The 16789-nt window shown below is 67.7% G+C and carries 14 protein-coding genes and 1 tRNA gene; 12 read left to right on the plus strand and 3 right to left on the minus strand.

Annotated features, from left to right (window positions below):
• Nucleotides 1-21: 21 nt before the first annotated feature.
• The 5 genes from ICW72_RS12565 (at nt 22) to ICW72_RS12585 (ending at nt 3763) form a co-directional block, all read left to right on the plus strand.
• Nucleotides 22-978: a GDP-mannose 4,6-dehydratase gene (locus ICW72_RS12565; RefSeq protein WP_191083021.1), complete on the plus strand. Its 957-nt coding sequence runs from the start codon at nt 22-24 to the stop codon at nt 976-978.
• A 36-nt stretch (nt 979-1014) separates the two neighbouring features.
• Nucleotides 1015-1470, plus strand: coding sequence for a protoporphyrinogen oxidase HemJ (hemJ, locus tag ICW72_RS12570; RefSeq protein ID WP_191083022.1), 456 nt, complete (start codon nt 1015-1017; stop codon nt 1468-1470).
• Nucleotides 1471-1632: 162 nt separating this feature from the next.
• Entirely contained in the window at nt 1633-2913 is a 1281-nt protein-coding gene (rho, locus tag ICW72_RS12575; RefSeq protein WP_191083023.1) for a transcription termination factor Rho, read from the plus strand.
• Between the two features lie 267 nt (nt 2914-3180).
• Nucleotides 3181-3438: a hypothetical protein gene (locus tag ICW72_RS12580; RefSeq protein WP_191083024.1), complete on the plus strand. Its 258-nt coding sequence runs from the start codon at nt 3181-3183 to the stop codon at nt 3436-3438.
• A gap of 55 nt (nt 3439-3493) precedes the next feature.
• Nucleotides 3494-3763, plus strand: a complete 270-nt coding sequence (locus ICW72_RS12585; protein WP_191083025.1) for a YMGG-like glycine zipper-containing protein — start codon at nt 3494-3496, stop codon at nt 3761-3763.
• On the opposite strand, the gene ICW72_RS21085 is transcribed toward ICW72_RS12585, so the two are convergent.
• Both ICW72_RS21085 and acnA read right to left on the minus strand, forming a co-directional pair.
• Entirely contained in the window at nt 3733-5355 is a 1623-nt protein-coding gene (locus ICW72_RS21085; RefSeq protein WP_191083026.1) for a Na/Pi cotransporter family protein, read from the minus strand. The two genes, ICW72_RS12585 and ICW72_RS21085, sit on opposite strands and share 31 nt — an antisense overlap.
• Before the next feature lie 48 nt (nt 5356-5403).
• Nucleotides 5404-8097 (minus strand): aconitate hydratase AcnA, encoded by a 2694-nt coding sequence (gene acnA, locus ICW72_RS12595; RefSeq protein ID WP_191083027.1) that lies wholly within the window; start codon nt 8095-8097, stop codon nt 5404-5406.
• Between the two features lie 61 nt (nt 8098-8158).
• On the opposite strand from acnA, the gene ccmA reads away from it, so the two are divergent.
• The 3 genes from ccmA (at nt 8159) to ICW72_RS12610 (ending at nt 9553) form a co-directional block, all read left to right on the plus strand.
• Nucleotides 8159-8761: a heme ABC exporter ATP-binding protein CcmA gene (gene ccmA, locus ICW72_RS12600; protein WP_191083028.1), complete on the plus strand. Its 603-nt coding sequence runs from the start codon at nt 8159-8161 to the stop codon at nt 8759-8761.
• Entirely contained in the window at nt 8758-9408 is a 651-nt protein-coding gene (gene ccmB / locus ICW72_RS12605; RefSeq protein ID WP_191083029.1) for a heme exporter protein CcmB, read from the plus strand. Before ccmA ends, ccmB begins: the two co-directional genes overlap by 4 nt.
• Before the next feature lie 54 nt (nt 9409-9462).
• A tRNA-Ser gene (locus tag ICW72_RS12610) sits at nt 9463-9553 on the plus strand.
• A gap of 282 nt (nt 9554-9835) precedes the next feature.
• Here the strand turns inward: ICW72_RS12610 and ICW72_RS12615 are convergent.
• Nucleotides 9836-11356, minus strand: coding sequence for an N-6 DNA methylase (locus ICW72_RS12615; RefSeq protein WP_191083030.1), 1521 nt, complete (start codon nt 11354-11356; stop codon nt 9836-9838).
• A 337-nt stretch (nt 11357-11693) separates the two neighbouring features.
• Between ICW72_RS12615 and ICW72_RS12620 the strand changes: the two genes are divergently transcribed.
• The 4 genes from ICW72_RS12620 (at nt 11694) to ICW72_RS12635 (ending at nt 16497) form a co-directional block, all read left to right on the plus strand.
• Nucleotides 11694-11906 (plus strand): helix-turn-helix domain-containing protein, encoded by a 213-nt coding sequence (locus ICW72_RS12620; RefSeq protein WP_223880566.1) that lies wholly within the window; start codon nt 11694-11696, stop codon nt 11904-11906.
• Entirely contained in the window at nt 11903-12817 is a 915-nt protein-coding gene (locus ICW72_RS12625; RefSeq protein ID WP_191083031.1) for a hypothetical protein, read from the plus strand. Before ICW72_RS12620 ends, ICW72_RS12625 begins: the two co-directional genes overlap by 4 nt.
• 447 nt (nt 12818-13264) lie before the next feature.
• On the plus strand, nt 13265-15241 hold the full coding sequence (locus ICW72_RS12630; RefSeq protein WP_191083032.1) for a BCCT family transporter: 1977 nt from the start codon (nt 13265-13267) through the stop codon (nt 15239-15241).
• A gap of 5 nt (nt 15242-15246) precedes the next feature.
• On the plus strand, nt 15247-16497 hold the full coding sequence (locus ICW72_RS12635) for an MFS transporter (protein WP_191083033.1): 1251 nt from the start codon (nt 15247-15249) through the stop codon (nt 16495-16497).
• Nucleotides 16498-16789: the final 292 nt, after the last annotated feature.

Raw genomic sequence — 16789 nt, forward strand, 5'->3', positions numbered from 1 at the left:
GAATCCTGCTATCCATCAGGGATGAAGCGCATCCTCGTCACGGGGGCCTCCGGTTTCGTCGGCCGCCATTTGCTGCCCGCGCTGCGGGCCTGCTTTCCGGCCGCGCGGCTGATGGGGGTGCGGCATGGCGCGGCCCTCGCCGGCTGGGATGAGGCGGTGGAACTGCCCCTGGAGGATTCCGCCGGGTTGCAGGCGGCGCTGGCCGCCCTTCGGCCCGATGGGCTGGTGCATCTGGCGGCACTTTCCTCCGTGGGCGGCTCCTTCCAGGACCCGCTGGCGGTGTGGGAGGTCAATCTCGGCCACACGCTGCGGCTGGCCGAGGCGGTGCGCGTGGCGGCGCCGGAATGCCGCTGCGTCTTCGCCTCCACGGCCGAGGTCTATGGGCTGTCCTTCCAGGGCGGCCTGCCGCTGGACGAGGACGCGCCCATGCGCCCGGCCAACCCCTATGCCGCCTCCAAGGCGGCCGCGGACCTGGCGGTGGGCGAGGCCGCGCTGCGCGGGTTGAGGGCGCTGCGCCTGCGCCCCTTCAACCACAGCGGCCCGGGCCAGGCACCGGCCTTCGTCCTGCCCGCCTTCGCCCGCCAGGTGGCGCGCATCGAGGCCGGGTTGCAGCCCCCCGTCATGGAGGTGGGCGCGCTGGACCGCTGGCGGGACATGCTGGATGTGCGCGACGTCTGCCGCGCCTATGCCCTTGCTCTGGACCGTTTCGACGCCCTGCCGAACGGCGCCGCCTTCAACCTCGCCACCGGCCACCCCCAGCGCGTGGCCGACATGCTGGAGGCGCTGCGGGCGCGGGCCAGCCGCCCCATCGACATCCGCACCAGTCCCGGCCTGCTGCGCCCCACCGATGTGCCCAGCGCCAGCGGCAACCCCCGCGCGGCGCGGGACCTGCTGGGTTGGGCGCCGGAATTCACCATCGAGCAGACGCTGGAAACGGTGCTGGCGGATTGGCGTGGGCGGGCACGGCAGGAGGCGTAGCTTGTCGCGCCGGGGCCTTCCCGTTCATATGCGCGCATGACCATAGACGCGCTGGCGCCCTTCTATCTTTGGGTGAAATCCCTGCATTTGATGGCCGTGATGGCCTGGATGGCGGGGCTGTTCTACCTGCCGCGCCTCTATGTCTATCACTCCGAGATCGAGCCCGGCGCGGGGCGGGAGCATGAGCGCTTCAAGAAGATGGAACGCCTGTTGCTGCGCGCCATCATGAACCCCGCCATGATCGCGACCTGGCTGTTCGGCGTCATCCTGGTGCTGACGCCCGGCGCCGTCTCCTGGACCGAGGGCTGGTGGCACCTGAAGCTGGCCTCGGTGCTGGCGATGACCTGGTTCCACATGTACCTGGCGAAGCACCGCCGCGCCTTCGAGCGCGACGAGCGCCTGTTCCCCCAGCGCCACTGGCGCATCATGAACGAGGTGCCGACCGTGCTGATGATCGTCATCGTCCTCATGGTGATCGTGAAGCCGTTTTGATCGGCCTTGTTGACGGGCGGCGCGGCCGCCCCTAACTGTCAAGCCACCGGCGCGCCCGCGAGGCCCCCGGCCCTTCCTCCGCGCAGATGTCTCCCCCGCCGGCCCGGCCGGACCCCGCCCCAGAGAGGCGTCGCGCCAACACCCGCGGAACACGTCCCCGCCATGCATCTTTCCGAACTCAAGGCCAAGACGCCGCCCGAACTCCTCGCCTTCGCCGAGGAAGTCCAGGTCGAGAACGCCTCCTCCCTGCGCAAGCAGGACATGATGTTCGCCATTCTCAAGACCCTGGCGGACAATGACCAGGCGATCTACGGCGAAGGCACGCTGGAAATCCTGCCCGACGGCTTCGGATACCTGCGCAGCCCGCAGGCCAACTTCCTGCCCGGCCCGGACGACATCTACGTCTCCCCCGCCCAGGTGCGCCGCTTCGGCCTGCGCACGGGTGACACGGTGGAAGGCCAGATCCGGGCCCCCAAGGATGGCGAACGCTACTTCGCCATGCTCAAGATCAATTCGGTGAATTTCGAGCCGCCCGAAGCGCTGCGCCACCGGATCAACTTCGACAATTTGACGCCGCTCTACCCCACCCGCCGCCTCCTGATGGAGAACGCGGAGATGGAGGCGGATTCCAAGAACAAGGGCCCGATGAAGGACATGACGCACCGCGTCATTGACCTGATCTCGCCCATCGGCATGGGCCAGCGCGCCCTCATCGTCGCCCCGCCGCGCACCGGCAAGACGATGATGCTGCAGACCATCGCCAAGTCCATCACGGCCAACAATCCTGAAGTCTTCCTCATGGTGCTGCTCATTGACGAGCGCCCGGAGGAAGTGACCGACATGGCCCGCACCGTGCGCGGCGAGGTCGTGGCCTCCACCTTCGACGAACCGGCCACCCGCCACGTCCAGGTCACGGAGATGGTGCTGGAAAAGGCCAAGCGCCTGGTCGAGCACAAGCGCGACGTGGTGATCCTTCTCGACTCGATCACCCGCCTGGGCCGCGCCTACAACAGCGTGGTGCCGAGCAGCGGCAAGGTGCTGACGGGCGGCGTGGACGCCAATGCCCTCCAGCGCCCCAAGCGCTTCTTCGGCGCCGCGCGCAACATCGAGGAAGGCGGTTCGCTGACCATCATCGCCACCGCGCTGATCGACACCGGCAGCCGCATGGACGAGGTGATCTTCGAGGAGTTCAAGGGCACCGGCAACAGCGAGATCGTGCTGGACCGCAAGCTCTCCGACAAGCGCGTCTTCCCGGCCATCGACATCACCAAGTCCGGCACCCGCAAGGAAGAACTGCTGGTGGACCGTGGCACCCTGGCCAAGATGTGGGTGCTGCGCCGCATCCTGAACCCCATGGGTACGCAGGACGCGATGGAGTTCCTGCAAGACAAGCTGAAGTACAGCAAGACCAATCAGGACTTCTTCGACGCAATGAATACCTGATTTTTGCCCTCAGGCGCCGGGCGCGGCCTCCGGCCGCTTGGCTTTCGCCGCGCGGCGGGTGCGCCTGGGGCGCGGTTGCCTGGGCGGCGCCGGCCGCCTTGCGGCCGGATCCCGGAGTGGTTCGCCCTGAGACGCCGCCCCCCTTTCCGCGCAACCAACCCAACCCAAGATGGTTGAATGCTGGCGGCAAAGTGACAGCCGCCCCCATTTTCCCGCCGCCTTCCTGGTGCAACCAGAGCGGGAAGACGTTGAACAAGGAGTGACGCCATGACCCGTCAATTCACCCTCGCCGCCGCTCTGGTGGCCGCGCTCGCCACCGCCGGCTGCACCAACCCCTACAGCGAAGGCCAGCGCGCCGCCGGTGGCGGCCTGATCGGCGCCGGCGCCGGTGCCCTGCTGGGCGGCATGGCGGGCGGTGGCAGCGGTGCCGCCATCGGTGCCATCACGGGCGGTGCGGTCGGTGCCGCCACGGGTGTGATCACCACGCCGCAGCGCCCGCGCGGCCGCGGCTACTACTACCGGTGAGTCAACGGCGCGTTTGTGATAGGCTCCCTGGGTCACACCAGAGGAGCCGCCACGAATGCGCCGCCTTGCCCTGCCCCTGACCCTCGCCGCCGCGCTCGCCACGGCCGGCTGCACCAACCCCAATGACCCGGCCCAGCGCGCCGCGGGCGGCGGACTGATCGGCGCCGGCGCCGGCGCGGCGCTCGGCGCCATGATCGGCGGTGGCCGGGGCGCCGCGATCGGCGCCATCACCGGCGGTGCCGTCGGTGTCGCCACCGGCGTGGTCACCACGCCGCAACCGCCGCCCCCTCCCTATTACGGCCGCCCGGAACCCGAGCTGAAATAGTCGGAAGCCAGTTCCGGCGCCGCGTCGGGGTGGCCCGCCCGCAGGCGGCGCCGCCCCTTCACCGCCGCCTCGGCCATCCGGCGCAGAAGCTGCGCCTGGAGCAGCGCGGCATCCAGCGCCGACACATTCACCTGGCCGCGCGCCGCCGCCGCCAGCAGCGCGGCCTTCACCACCTGGTAGGCGGCCTCCGCCTCGCGGGACGCCGCCACATCATCGGCCATCACCGGCGTCAGCGCCTCCAGCGCGCGCATCCGCAGCTCGGCCCAGGGGGCGGGGGCGGCGCGTTGCGCGGGGGCGGCGGCCGCCTCGTCCAGCCCGGCCGCGAGCGCCGCGATGGCCTCCGCATGCTGGGCGGCACGGAGCAGATGCGGCAGGGCCGTGGCCACGCCCTCCGGCAGGGGCGCGGCGTTGAGCTGGGCCACGAAGCCCCGGACCTCCTGCCCCAGCGGCGCCACGGCGCGCAGCTCGGCTTCCGGCGTCGGGCCGGCGCCCGGGCGGATGCGCCCCGCCGCCCCCTGCGCGGCCAGGGCCAGCATCCGCGCCACCTCCCGCTCCAGCCCTTGCGCGGCCAGTTCGGGCACCTCGCGCAGGGTGGCGTCCAGGTGGTGGGGGCGGCCGAGTTCCTCCTCCGGCGAGGTGAAGCGGCCGGCCAGCCAGCGCACCATCCGCCCCGCCAGCGGCCACATCAGCAGCACGCCCAGCAGGTTGAACAGGGTGTGGAAGACGGCCAGGACGGTGGGCATGTCTTCGCCCGCGCCCAGGACGGCGGGGATCCATCGGCTCAGCCCCAGCAGCAAGGGCAACAGCAGCAGCGCGGCCGTCCCCGTCAGCAGGTTGAAGACGATATGCGCCATGGCCACCCGCCGCGCCGGGGCCGTGGCGCCGATACTGGCCAGCAGCGCGGTCGAGGTGGTGCCGATATTCGTCCCGATCACCGCCGCCCCCGCCAGTTCCAGCGGCACGGCACCCCCCGCACTCGCCGTCAGCGCGATGGCCATGGCGGCGGCGGAGGATTGGGTGGCGAGCGTCAGCAGCACGCCCAGCAGCAGGAAACCCAGGATGGCAATGGGCCCGCTCTCGGGCAGGCCCAGCTCCGCGATGCGCGGCGCCAGCCCGGCGAAGCCGTCCTGGAGAATATCAATGCCCAGGAAGAACGCCCCAAACCCGGCCAGCGCCTGCCCCAGCCCCGCCAGCCGGGGCCGCCCCCCCGCCAGCAGGCGCAGCAGCATCCCCACCCCCAGCATGGGCAAAGCGGCGGCGCCGATGTCGAAGCGGATGCCGATGAAGGCCACCAGCCAGGCGGTGGTGGTGGTGCCGACATTGGTGCCGAACACCACCCAGACGGCCTGGGTCAGGCTCAGCAGCCCCGCATTCACGAAGCCGATGGCCGCGACCGTGACCGCGCTGGAAGACCGCACCAGCGCCGTGATCAGGAACCCGGCCAGCAGCCCCCGCAGCGGGGACCGCGTCCAGGATTGCAGGATGGCGCGCAGCGCGCCCCCGGCCGCGGCCTTCAACCCCTCGGTCATCATCCAGGTGCCGAGGAGGAAGAGGCCCAGCCCGCCCAGCAGGGCGGTGAGTGCCGCGGTCATGTCAGAAGGGCCGGGGGCGGGGTGCCGCCCCCGGTGTCAGGCGCAGCCTCAGGCCGCCATGCCGCGCAGCACGTAGTGGAGGATGCCGCCATTGCGGTAGTATTCCACCTCATCGGCCGTATCCACGCGGCACTGCACCTCGGTCTTCACCTGGGTGCCATCGGCGCGGGTGATGATGATGGGCATCATCATCCGGGGCTTCAGCTCCTCGACGCCCAGGATGTCCACCGTCTCGTCGCCGGTCAGGCCCAGGGTCTGGCGGTTCTCGCCTTCCTTGAAGACCAGCGGCAGCACGCCCATGCCCACCAGGTTCGAGCGATGGATGCGCTCGAAGCTCTCGGCGATCACGGCCTTCACGCCCAGGAGGAAGGTGCCCTTGGCCGCCCAGTCGCGCGAGGAGCCGGTGCCGTATTCCTTGCCGCCGAACACCACCAGCGGCACGCCCTCGTTCTTGTAGCGCATGGCGACGTCATAGATCGGCGCCGTCTCGCCCGAGGGGTAGTGCTTCGAGATGCCGCCCTCGATGCCCGGCACCATCTCGTTCTTGATGCGGATGTTGGCGAAGGTGCCCCGCATCATGACCTGGTGGTTGCCGCGGCGGGCGCCGTAGCTGTTGAAATCCGCCTGCCGGACCTGGTGCTCCATCAGGTATTCGCCGGCCGGGCTGACCTTGCGGATGTTGCCGGCGGGCGAGATGTGGTCCGTCGTGATGCTGTCGCCCAGCAGGCCCAGGATGCGCGCGCCCTTCACGGAGGCGAGCGGCTTCACCTCCATGGTCATGCCCTCGAAATAGGGCGGGTTCTGCACATAGGTGGAGCCGCTGTTCCAGCGGTAGGTGTCGCTGCCCGCATCCACCTTGATGGCGCGCCACTGGGTCGTGCCGTTGAACACGTCCTTGTAGCGGTCCATGAACATCTGCCGCGTCAGCACGGAGTGGACGATGCCTTCCACCTCCTCCTGGCTCGGCCAGATGTCGGCCAGCATCACGGGCTTGCCGTCGCTGCCGGTGCCGATCGGCTCCTTCGTCAGGTCGAGCTTCACGCTGCCGGCCAGCGAATAGGCCACCACCAGCGGGGGCGAGGCCAGGTAGTTCGCGCGGACGTTCGCGTGGACGCGGCCCTCGAAGTTGCGGTTGCCCGAGAGCACGCCGGCCACGACCAGCTTGTTGCCCTCGATGGCGTCCACCATCGCGTCCGGCAGCGGGCCGGAATTGCCGATGCAGGTGGTGCAGCCATAGCCGACCGTCTGGAAGCCCATGGCGTCCAGGTCTTCCGTCAGGCCGGAGGCGTTCAGGTAGTCCGTCACCACCTGGGAGCCGGGGGCGAGCGAGGTCTTCACCCAGGCCTTCGGCCGCAGCCCCTTCGCCCGCGCCTTGCGCGCCACGAGGCCCGCCGCCACCAGCACATAGGGGTTGGAGGTGTTGGTGCAGGAGGTGATGGCCGCGATCACGACATCGCCATGGCCGAGGTCGAAGTTCGACCCCTCGACCGGCACGCGCTTGTTCGCCTCATCCCCCGGCACGCCCATATTGCCGGCGGCCAGGTCCTTGGCGAAGGAGGAGGCCACCGAACCCAGCGCCACGCGGTCCTGCGGGCGCTTCGGGCCGGCCAGCGAGGGCTCGACCGTGCCGAGGTCCAGTTCCAGCGTGTCGGTGAAGACCGGGTCGGGCGAGTTTTCGTCGCGCCACATGCCCTGGGCCTTGCAGTATTCGCGCACGAGGTTCACCCGGTGCTCGTCGCGGCCCGACAGCTTCAGATAGCCCAGCGTGATCTCGTCCACCGGGAAGAAGCCACAGGTGGCGCCGTATTCCGGGGCCATGTTGGCGATGGTGGCGCGGTCGGCCAGCGGCATGTTGCCAAGGCCGGGGCCGAAGAACTCGACGAACTTGCCGACCACGCCCTTCTTGCGGAGCATCTGCGTCACCGTCAGCACCATGTCGGTGGCGGTGACGCCTTCCTTCAGCTTGCCGGTGATGCGGAAGCCGATCACGTCCGGGATCAGCATGGCGATGGGCTGGCCGAGCATGGCGGCCTCGGCCTCGATGCCGCCCACGCCCCAGCCCAGCACGCCCAACCCGTTGATCATGGTGGTGTGGCTGTCGGTGCCGTAGCAGCTGTCGGGGTAGACATAGGTGTCGCCCGCATCGGTCGTGGTCCAGACCACCTGGCCCAGATATTCCAGATTCACCTGGTGGCAGATGCCCGCGCCCGGCGGCACCACGCGGAAATTGTTGAACGCTTCCTGGCCCCAGCGCAGGAACTCGTAGCGTTCGCCATTGCGCTCGAACTCGATGTCCACGTTCTTCTGGAGCGCGTTGGCCGTGCCGGACACGTCCACCATGACCGAGTGGTCAATGACCAGGTCCACGGGAACCAGCGGGTTCACCTTGCGCGGGTCGCCGCCCAGCTTCGCCAGCGCGTCGCGCATGGCGGCGAGGTCCACCACCGCCGGCACGCCCGTGAAGTCCTGCAGCAGGATGCGGGCGGGGCGGAAGGGCACTTCCTTGGTGGAGCTGCCGCCATTGGCCAGCCAGCCGGCCAGGGACTTCGCGTCCTCCACCGTGTAGGAGCGGCCATTCTCGAAGCGCAGGATGTTCTCCAGCAGCACCTTCAAAGAATAGGGCAGGCGCGCGATGTCGCCGATCTTGGCCGCCGCTTCCGGCAGGCTGAAATACTTGTAGGTCTTGCCATCCACCCGGAGTTCGCGTCCGGTCTGGAGGCTGTCATGCCCGATCATGCGCATTGGCCGGCTTCCCCAACAACTCTTGCGCCGCGCGTTTAAGCATGGCCTTCTGCGCGGGTCCATGGAGGCGGCCCTGTTCACCGCGCAAGATTTGGCCTGCTGGCGCGCGGAACGCCTCGTTTTCGCGGAAATCTCGTTCACGCTGGCGCCCGGAGAGGCGCTTTTGCTGACCGGTGCCAATGGCGCGGGCAAATCCACCCTGCTGCGCGTGCTGGCCGGGCTGCTGCCCGCCGCCGAGGGCAGGCTGCTGTGGAACAACGAGGACGCCCTGGCCGATCGCGTGACCCATGGCGCCCGCCTGCGCTACCTGGGCCACCAGGATGCGCTGAAGCCGGCGCTGAGCGCGGCCGAGAACCTGGCCTTCTACGCAAGACTGCATGGCGGCGACGTGCCCGCCGCGCTGGAGGCGCTGGACCTGCTGCCCCTGGCCGACCTGCCGGCGCGGGTCTTGTCCTCCGGCCAGAAGCGGCGGCTCGCCTTGGCGCGGCTGGCGCTGGCGCCCTGCGGGCTGTGGCTGCTGGATGAGCCGACGGTGGGGCTGGATACGGCCTCGGTGGCGCGGCTGGGGCCGCTGCTGGCGGCGCATCGGGCGCGGGGGGGCATGGTGATCGCGGCCACGCACCTGCCCCTGCCCCTGCCCGATGCGCGGGAGTTGCGGCTGTGAGGGCTCTCGTCGGCCGCGAATTGCGCCTGGCTCTGCGGCACCCGGCCGATACGCTCTCGGCCGTGCTGTTCTTCGTGCTGGTGGCCGCACTTTTCCCGTTCGGCGTCGGGCCCTCGCCCGAATTGCTGGCGCGGCTGGCGCCGGGGGCGCTGCTGGCCTCGGCCCTGCTGGCGGCGCTGCTGCCGCTGGACCGGCTGTTCGGGGCGGAGGCGGAGGATGGCTCGCTGGACCAGCTGCTGCTGTCCGGCCTGCACCCGGCCGCCATCGCGGGGGCCAAGGCGCTGGGGCATTGGTGCACCACCGGCATTCCTCTGGTGCTGGCGACCCCCGTGGCCGCCGCGCTGCTGAACCTGCCCATCGAGGCCTGGGGGGTGGCGATGCTCTCGCTGGGCCTGGCTTCGGCCATCCTGTCGGTGTTCGGCGCGGCGGGGGCGGCGCTGACCCTGGGCGCGCGGCGGGGCGGGGTGCTGCTGCCGCTGCTGGTGCTGCCGCTGGCGATCCCGGCCGTGATCTTTGGCGCGGCGGCCATCGAGGCGGCGGCGAGCGGGCTGGAGGCCCGGCCCTATCTGCTGCTGGAGGCGGCGATCCTGGCCCTGGCGGCCCCGATGGCGCCGCTGGCCGCGGGGGCGGCGCTGCGCGGGGATTGAGCGGCACCCTAGCTTGCGAAGGGGGCGCGCCGCGCGTATGGAGGGCGCCCAGCGGGACAGGTGGCCGAGCGGTCGAAGGCGCGCGCCTGGAAAGTGCGTATAGGTCAAAAGCCTATCGTGGGTTCGAATCCCACCCTGTCCGCCAGTGAATTCTCTCAAGCTACCAATTTGTATGGGGTAATTCTCGGCCCCTCATGGCAGTTCCTAACAGCTTTGGGGGGCTTGGTTTTGGCTTTTCGTAAGGCAGTCTCCCGTCCCTCTCAGACCGGCCTCCTTCCGTCGCCTTCTGGTCGCGCTTCCGCTGAGTGGCGTACCTGAGCCAGGACGGAGATGGAGCGGCCCCTAATTAGACCGGACAGTCGGCGCAGCCGTGAGGGCCTAGGTGAAGCCTAGTGGAGGATGCCATCTCTAGCGTCGCGCGCACGGATCAGAGCAGGGGCGGCTGCGCAGGCGGCTCTAGCCCATACTCACGCAGAACTGCGGCCGGGATCGGGAGCCGCTCCAGGTTGCGTGGTTCCACCTTTAGAGCTCCACCCCCGTAGCTCTTTGCAACAAACGGAAGGTTTGCAATGGTTCGCTCATCGTTCAGCGCCCGCGTCGCCGCTTCAAGGTCAATTGCCCGCTTGGCAAGCGGGTAGACGCAAAGAAAGCCAGTAAGGGGCACCGCGCCGGCGACGTTGCGGATGAAGCGACAGTTGCGCCGGCCAAGATAGGCGAACAGCCATGCGGGAGGGTCACGGCGCTCCATGCGATACCAAGGCGAACGCTGTGCGATGAGGGGGCGCTTTGGAAGGCCCTTCGCCTCGCCGACTTTCAGATAGTCGCGCACGCTAGGCGGTAGACTCTCAATAGGCTCGCGGCCAAGAGAGAGCAGGAAAGTTGGCCGGCCCCGCGCCTCAAGAGCATCGAGAGCCTCTTGCGTAAGGGTTTCTCCGGTGTGATCCCGAGTCCTACCGATAGCGCGCACAAATGCCGACGCGGGCAGCCCAAGGTGGTTGACCTGTCCCCGGTCCATGAAGAAGAACTCGTTATCACCAGTGGCAATACCGCGCATCACTCTGAACAGATCGCCTAGGAGAACGGTGTCGGCGTGGCCGTCCGCCGGCTGGCGCCTCGTCAAACCCGTCTTCACTGCCTCTGACGTTTCCCGAGGCACAACTTGGAGTTCGGAAGACGACCATGGCCCGAGTCCCTTCTCGCACCATGCTAGCAACTCGCTCGTGTGCGCCGCGGCCACATGGCCCCACCAGAGGTTTTTAGAAGGGGGCGCATTACGGATGAACAACACGATGGGATTGGTATCCACGCCCGGAAACGGCGAGGCGGACGGCGCGAAGGTGACTGCTGCTTCAATCTGAAAGCGCTTGGAAAGCCATGCCCACAGCGGCGGAGCAAAGCGACCTTCGCACGTGTCAGCGGGAACGATAAAAGCAAGGCGTCCGCCCGTATGTAGCAAGGTCAACGCTTTGATGAGGAAGAACACATGCAGACCGGCTCTGCCGTCCAACTCATTCCCGGTCACCTGAAGGCCGTAGGCCCTTAGCTCTGCCTTGTAGTCCTCGTGAAAGCGGTGATGGCGGACGTACGGCGGGTTCGCGACCACCGAGGCAAAGCGTCGCTCAAATCGGTGCCGCATGAAGTCGGTCACGACCACTTTCTCGTAATCTGTCTGCGCGAGCCCCAATTCGCATCCAAGTACGATCTGCTTCGGATCAATCTCAGTGCCAAGTAGTTCCCGGGGTGCACGGGTCCGGGCGGCAAGCCGTTTCGCCGCTCGGAAGAAGGCTCCCGCACCAACTGCGGGATCAAACACGTGGTCAGCGTCCTTTGCGCACCAAGCCACCATTGCGTCCGCTACCCAATCCGGCGTCCAGAATTGACCTTTCTCGCGAAGGGCTTCCCGCTTCGGACCGGTCGCGGGGAGAGCTTGAACGACAGGATGGTCCATGGTGCTTCCTACCTTGGATGTTGCCTCGCCATGCTGACGGAGAGCGGGGTTACGCCGGAGCCGGCTGGCGCTGCTGCCTGATGCACCGATGGCCACTTCACGAATCGACTCGTCTCGCTCCGAGATTCGAGATGGTTCCTCGACATGCAGCAAGGCCCACGACTCAGTTGATACCCTTGCGTGATGTGCACGCTTGATACCGCATAGAACGCGCGCGAGTTGACTCATTGTCTGTGGTTTAATTTGAGCCGGTGCCGCCACCGTGAGTGAGAGAAAGTGAGGGTGTGGCGCCATCCCAGAACCGCTTCGAGCAGGCCGTGTTGCATTAGACAGAGCCTTGGGAACGGCGATCCGTGACGAACGAATCAGCCGCGGCTGGTCGCAAGAGGAACTCGCCGCCCGGTCTAGTCTCCACGTCACCTACATCAGTGGCATCGAGCGAGGTCGGCGCAATCCGACCCTCAGTGTGCTCTGGCGGCTCGCATCGGCATTGAAGATGCCGCTTTCCGCCCTGCTTTCGCGCGCAGAAGCAGGAGGAAAGCAGGCATGACCGAAACACTACTCCCTCTAACCGAGATCAAGATTACCAGAAAAAAGCGCGGCCGCGGCTCAGATTACAAGCAGAAATTTCAGACAAGCCGCTGGGCAGAAGATATATTTTTTCGGCACCTTAACGCCCACCCCGACATTGTGGCAATCCGATTTGGTCTTTCTAAATTCACGGAATCTAACGAAATTGATCCGGGTGATGAGTCAATAAAGGAGCCTGATCTTCTTGTATATTGTAAAAATGATCTGAGCGATCAGGAAAAAGCTTTCTTCCTTGATGCTGATTTTGCTTTAGATGATATGTCGCGGAGCGGGCTTCCAGATTTTGTCTATAGAAAAGCGTGCGCAGCCTTCGAGGTAGAGTTCTCTCCCTATAAGGCCGCGGACATGAAGGGCCGACACAAGTTACCTAAACCCTACGAGCCAGGACAGAAGCTGCCGAAGAAGGCTCCCGCCCCACCGACCGCGCCAAACATCTTCGTCAAGGAAGAAGATTTGGATCGCCTCAGCGAGTGGCAAAGACGATCCGGCGTCAGCAACATGTTCGTCGCGCATTTTTTCGACCAAGAGGCTTTTATGGTGAACTTAGACACCATCCTATCATTCAGGCAGAATTACCGCGCTATCCCTCAAGACGACATGAGAGAAATTATTAACATACAGCGTCGAACTGGCATCTTTTTCGGAGAGCAGTCTTATGATCGAGTTGATGCTCAGGGTGCGCGAGAAAAAAAATGGGTTTACCGAGTGCATCCCAATAAAACTATAAAAATTGGTATTGTTCAGAATGTAGACGTTGGCTCGCAGCTATCGCTTTCGAGTTCTCAGAAATACGTAAGTCATGTCCTTTTCACGGGTGGCGAGATAATATTTTCAGATGAGTTCTTCGCGTCCACCAAGATTCTTGCGTGACCAGATCAAGGTAAGGCGTGCGGCCACCCTGAATGCTGGAGACCCGGTGTCCAAAGCGGCAGTCGCGCGGACAACTCGAAATAACCCGGTGTTTGGTTGCTGGTGAGTGTTGGAGATAGCGCCGATGCACGGGGAGCAGCCGTTCGGATTGCCTGTTCCGCCTCTGGGCGGCGGTCAGCGTGGTGTTTTTCGGCGTCGAGAGCGGTCAGGCGGGCACACCTCTCCCGCCGATCCACGCCAGGCGGCGCATGTTATAGGCTAGGTTCGCCAGCGTGGTCCGCGCCGTGGCGCGCGCCAGGCCGATGCAACGCACGACGAGTGCGCCAGCGCCCCCGGAGCTGATCCAGCCTTCCCCCAACGGCATCTGACAGGCCAAACCCACCCCGCCTTGGCAACCTCCGGTCGCCAAAACGGTTGGACCTGACGAAACTTGAGCCAGGCCGAAAGATGGATGACACCACCCCCACAACCAGAGCCACCACGGCCGAAACCCCCAAACCCCGCCTCACCATCAGCTGGCCGGTCTTCGGCGCCTCGGGCCTCGCGCTGCTGGCGCTGGTCGCCTTCGCCGGCCTCATGCCGGACCGGGCGGCCGCCACCTTCACCACCGCGCAATCCTGGGTGATCGAGCGTTTCGGCTGGTTCTACGTGCTGGCGGTGGGCATCTTCCTGGTCTTCGCCATCGTCATCGCGCTGGGGCGGCACGGCGCCGTGCGCCTCGGCGCGGATGACGAGAAGCCCGAATTCGGCACCGGCTCCTGGTTCGCCATGCTGTTCAGCGCGGGCATGGGCATCGGCCTCATGTTCTTCGGCGTGGCCGAGCCCGTCATGCACTACGCCGCCCCACCGCCCGGCACCGCCGGCGCCCCGCAAAGCGTGGGCGCGGCGCGCGAGGCGATGATCGCCACCTTCTTCCACTGGGGCCTGCACGCCTGGGCGGTCTATGCGGTGGTGGGCCTGGTGCTGGCCTATTTCAGCTTCCGCCGCGGCCTGCCGCTGAGCATCCGCTCCGCCCTCTACCCCTTCATCGGTGAGCGTTACCGCGGGGCGGCGGGCCATGCGGTGGACGCCTTCGCCGTCATCGCCACCATCCTGGGCGTGGCCACCTCGCTCGGCCTCGGCGCCGCGCAGATGAATGCGGGCCTCGCCTACCTCCTTGGCCTGCGGACGGGCGAGGATGTGCAGGTCATGCTGATCGCGGGCGTCGTCGCCATCGCACTCGGCTCGGTGCTGCTGGGGCTGGATGGCGGCATCAGGCGGCTGTCCATCCTGAACCTGGTGCTGGCGGGCGCCCTGCTGGTCTTCGTCTTCGTGTCGGGGCCGACGCTGTTCCTGCTGCAGGCCTATGTGCAGAACACCGGCGCCTACCTGGCCGACATCGTGGGCCGCACCTTCCGCCTGCACGCCTATGAACCCTCGGGCTGGCTGGGCGGCTGGACGCTGCTCTACTGGGGCTGGTGGATCGCGTGGTCGCCCTTCGTGGGCATGTTCATCGCGCGCGTCAGCCGCGGCCGCACCATCCGCGAATTCATCCTGGGCGTGCTGCTGGCACCGGCCGGCTTCACCTTCGCCTGGATGACGGTGTTCGGAAACACCGCCATCCAGATGGACATGGCGCAGGGCGGGTGGCTGGCCGCCGCCGTCGCGCGGGACGAGACCGCCGCCCTGTTCCAGTTCCTGGAAGCCCTGCCGCTCTCGGCCATCACCGCCTGGGTGGCGACGCTGCTGGTCGTGACCTTCTTCGTCACCTCGGCCGACAGCGCGGCGCTGGTGGTGGACACCATCGCCTCCGGCGGGGCGGAGGAAAGCCCCGTCTGGCAGCGCATCTTCTGGTGCATCGCCATCGGCGCCGTGGCGGCGGTGCTGCTGATCGCGGGCGGGCTGTCCGCCTTGCAGACGGCCACATTGATCGGCGCGCTGCCCTTCGCCGTGATCATCCTTCTCGCCTGCTGGGGGCTGGCGCGCTCCCTGCGTGAGGAGGAGGACGCCCGGGCCGGCACCCTGCCCGCCCGCGCCCCCGCCGCGGAGGGCTGGCAAAGGCGGCTGGGCGCCACATTGCACCGCCCCGGCCGGGGCACGGCCGAACGGCACCTCGACGCCTCGGTGCGGCCCGCCTTGCAGGCCGTGGCGGAGGAACTGGCGCGGCGCGGCGGCACCGCCACGGTGGTGGAACCCGCGAATGGCATCGCGCTGGAGGCGGAACTGCCCGATGGGCGGCGCTTCACCTATACGGTGCGGCTGCGCCCCATCAAGGAGGCGGCCTTCGCCCTGGGCGGCGCCCGCCAGGCCGAAGCCAGCCGCCACCGCTGGTGGCGCAGCGAGGTTGCGGGCGCGGGCTATGACGTGTTCGGCTGGACGAGGGAGGACGTGATCGGCGACGTGATGGCCCATCTCGACCGCGCGCTGGCGCGCAACGGGCGCTGAGCCTGATGCTCGGCGTGCTGCGCCCGGTGGCCACGCTGCTGGCGGGCGTGGCCCTGCTGCTGACCGGCCACGGGCTGCTGACGCTGCTGCTGCCCCTGCGCGGGGCGGCGGAGGGGTTCGACGCGGTCGCCATCGGCCTGCTGGGCTCGGCCTATTTCGCGGGCTTCGTGGCGGGCTGCCTGCACGGCCCGCATCTGGTGCGCTCGGCCGGGCATATCCGCGCCTTCGCGGCGGTGGTCTGCGGCGTCTCGGCCGTGGCCTTCGCCTATCCGCTGCTGGTGGGCGAGGTGTCGTGGGCGCTGATGCGCTTCGGCTTCGGCTATGGCCTCGCCGTCTTCTACCTGGTGGTCGAATCCTGGCTGAATGACCGCGCGACCAACGCCACGCGCGGCCTGCTGCTCGGCACCTACATCATGATCAACCACGCGGCGATGGCGGGCGGGCAGATGATGCTCTTCGCCTATCCGGTGTCGGGGTTCGAGCTGTTTGCCCTCGCCGGCATCCTGATCAGCGTCGCGGCCATTCCGGTGGCGCTGACGCGCCTGCCACAGCCGCCCCCGATCACGGAGGTGCGCTTCCGCCCGGGCCGGCTGTGGCGGGCCTCGCCAGCGGGGCTGGTGGGCAGCCTGATGGTGGGCGTGGCCAATGGGGCCTTCTGGGGGCTGGGGCCCGTCGCCGCCATGGGCTTCGGCCTCGATGCGCGGGGGGCGGCGGTCTTCATGACGGTGGCCGTGCTGGCGGGCGCCCTGACGCAGATCCCGGTGGGGCGGCTCTCGGACCGGATGGACCGGCGCCTGGTGCTGGCGGCGCTGCTCCTGCTCGCCATCGCCACGGGGCTCGCGCTGTTCGTCCTGGCGCCGGGCGGGGTGGCGCTGCTGGTGCTCATCGCCCTGTTCGGGGCGGTGGCGCTGCCCTGCTACTCGCTGGCGGCCGCCCATGCCTATGACCATGCCGACCCGTCGGACTATGTGGGCACGGCCTCCTCGCTGCTGCTGGTCAATGGGCTCGGGTCCATCCTGGGGCCGGTGCTGGCGGCGCTGCTGCTGCAGGCCGCGCCCGGCGGGGGGCTGTTCCTGTTCATGGCCGCGACCCATGCCGCGCTGCTGGCCTTCATCCTGTGGCGCCTGCGGCAGCGCGCCGCCCCGGCGCCGGCGCTGCGCGAGAGCTTCGACGTGGCGGCCACCTCTCCCGCCACGATCGGCGCGGTGCTGACCCCGGCCACGGCCGAAGAGGGCACGCCGCCGGCCGCAAGCTGACCACCTGGCGCCATGCCTGCCATCCGTCGCCGCCTTCGGCCTCGCGCCACCGCAGTAACGAAAAAAGCCCCGCCACGTCGCCGGCCGCTTCGTCAGGCGAAAAAAAGTAAAAGATATTGCAGCAATATTCCTGTAGTTGTGAAAAAATTCAGTATCATGGCTTAATGTCCGAGCGGGGGACTCACCTGCTGCCGATATGGACTTTTCCCCGCAAAAACATCATCTGGCTTGAACCTGCCCGGTATGGGAAGCTCCTTGCCGCGCGGTGTTCGAAAGTCCCGTTTCATGATTT

This window comes from Roseococcus microcysteis (assembly GCF_014764365.1).
In the GTDB taxonomy this organism is placed as follows: Bacteria; Pseudomonadota; Alphaproteobacteria; order Acetobacterales; family Acetobacteraceae; genus Roseococcus; species Roseococcus microcysteis.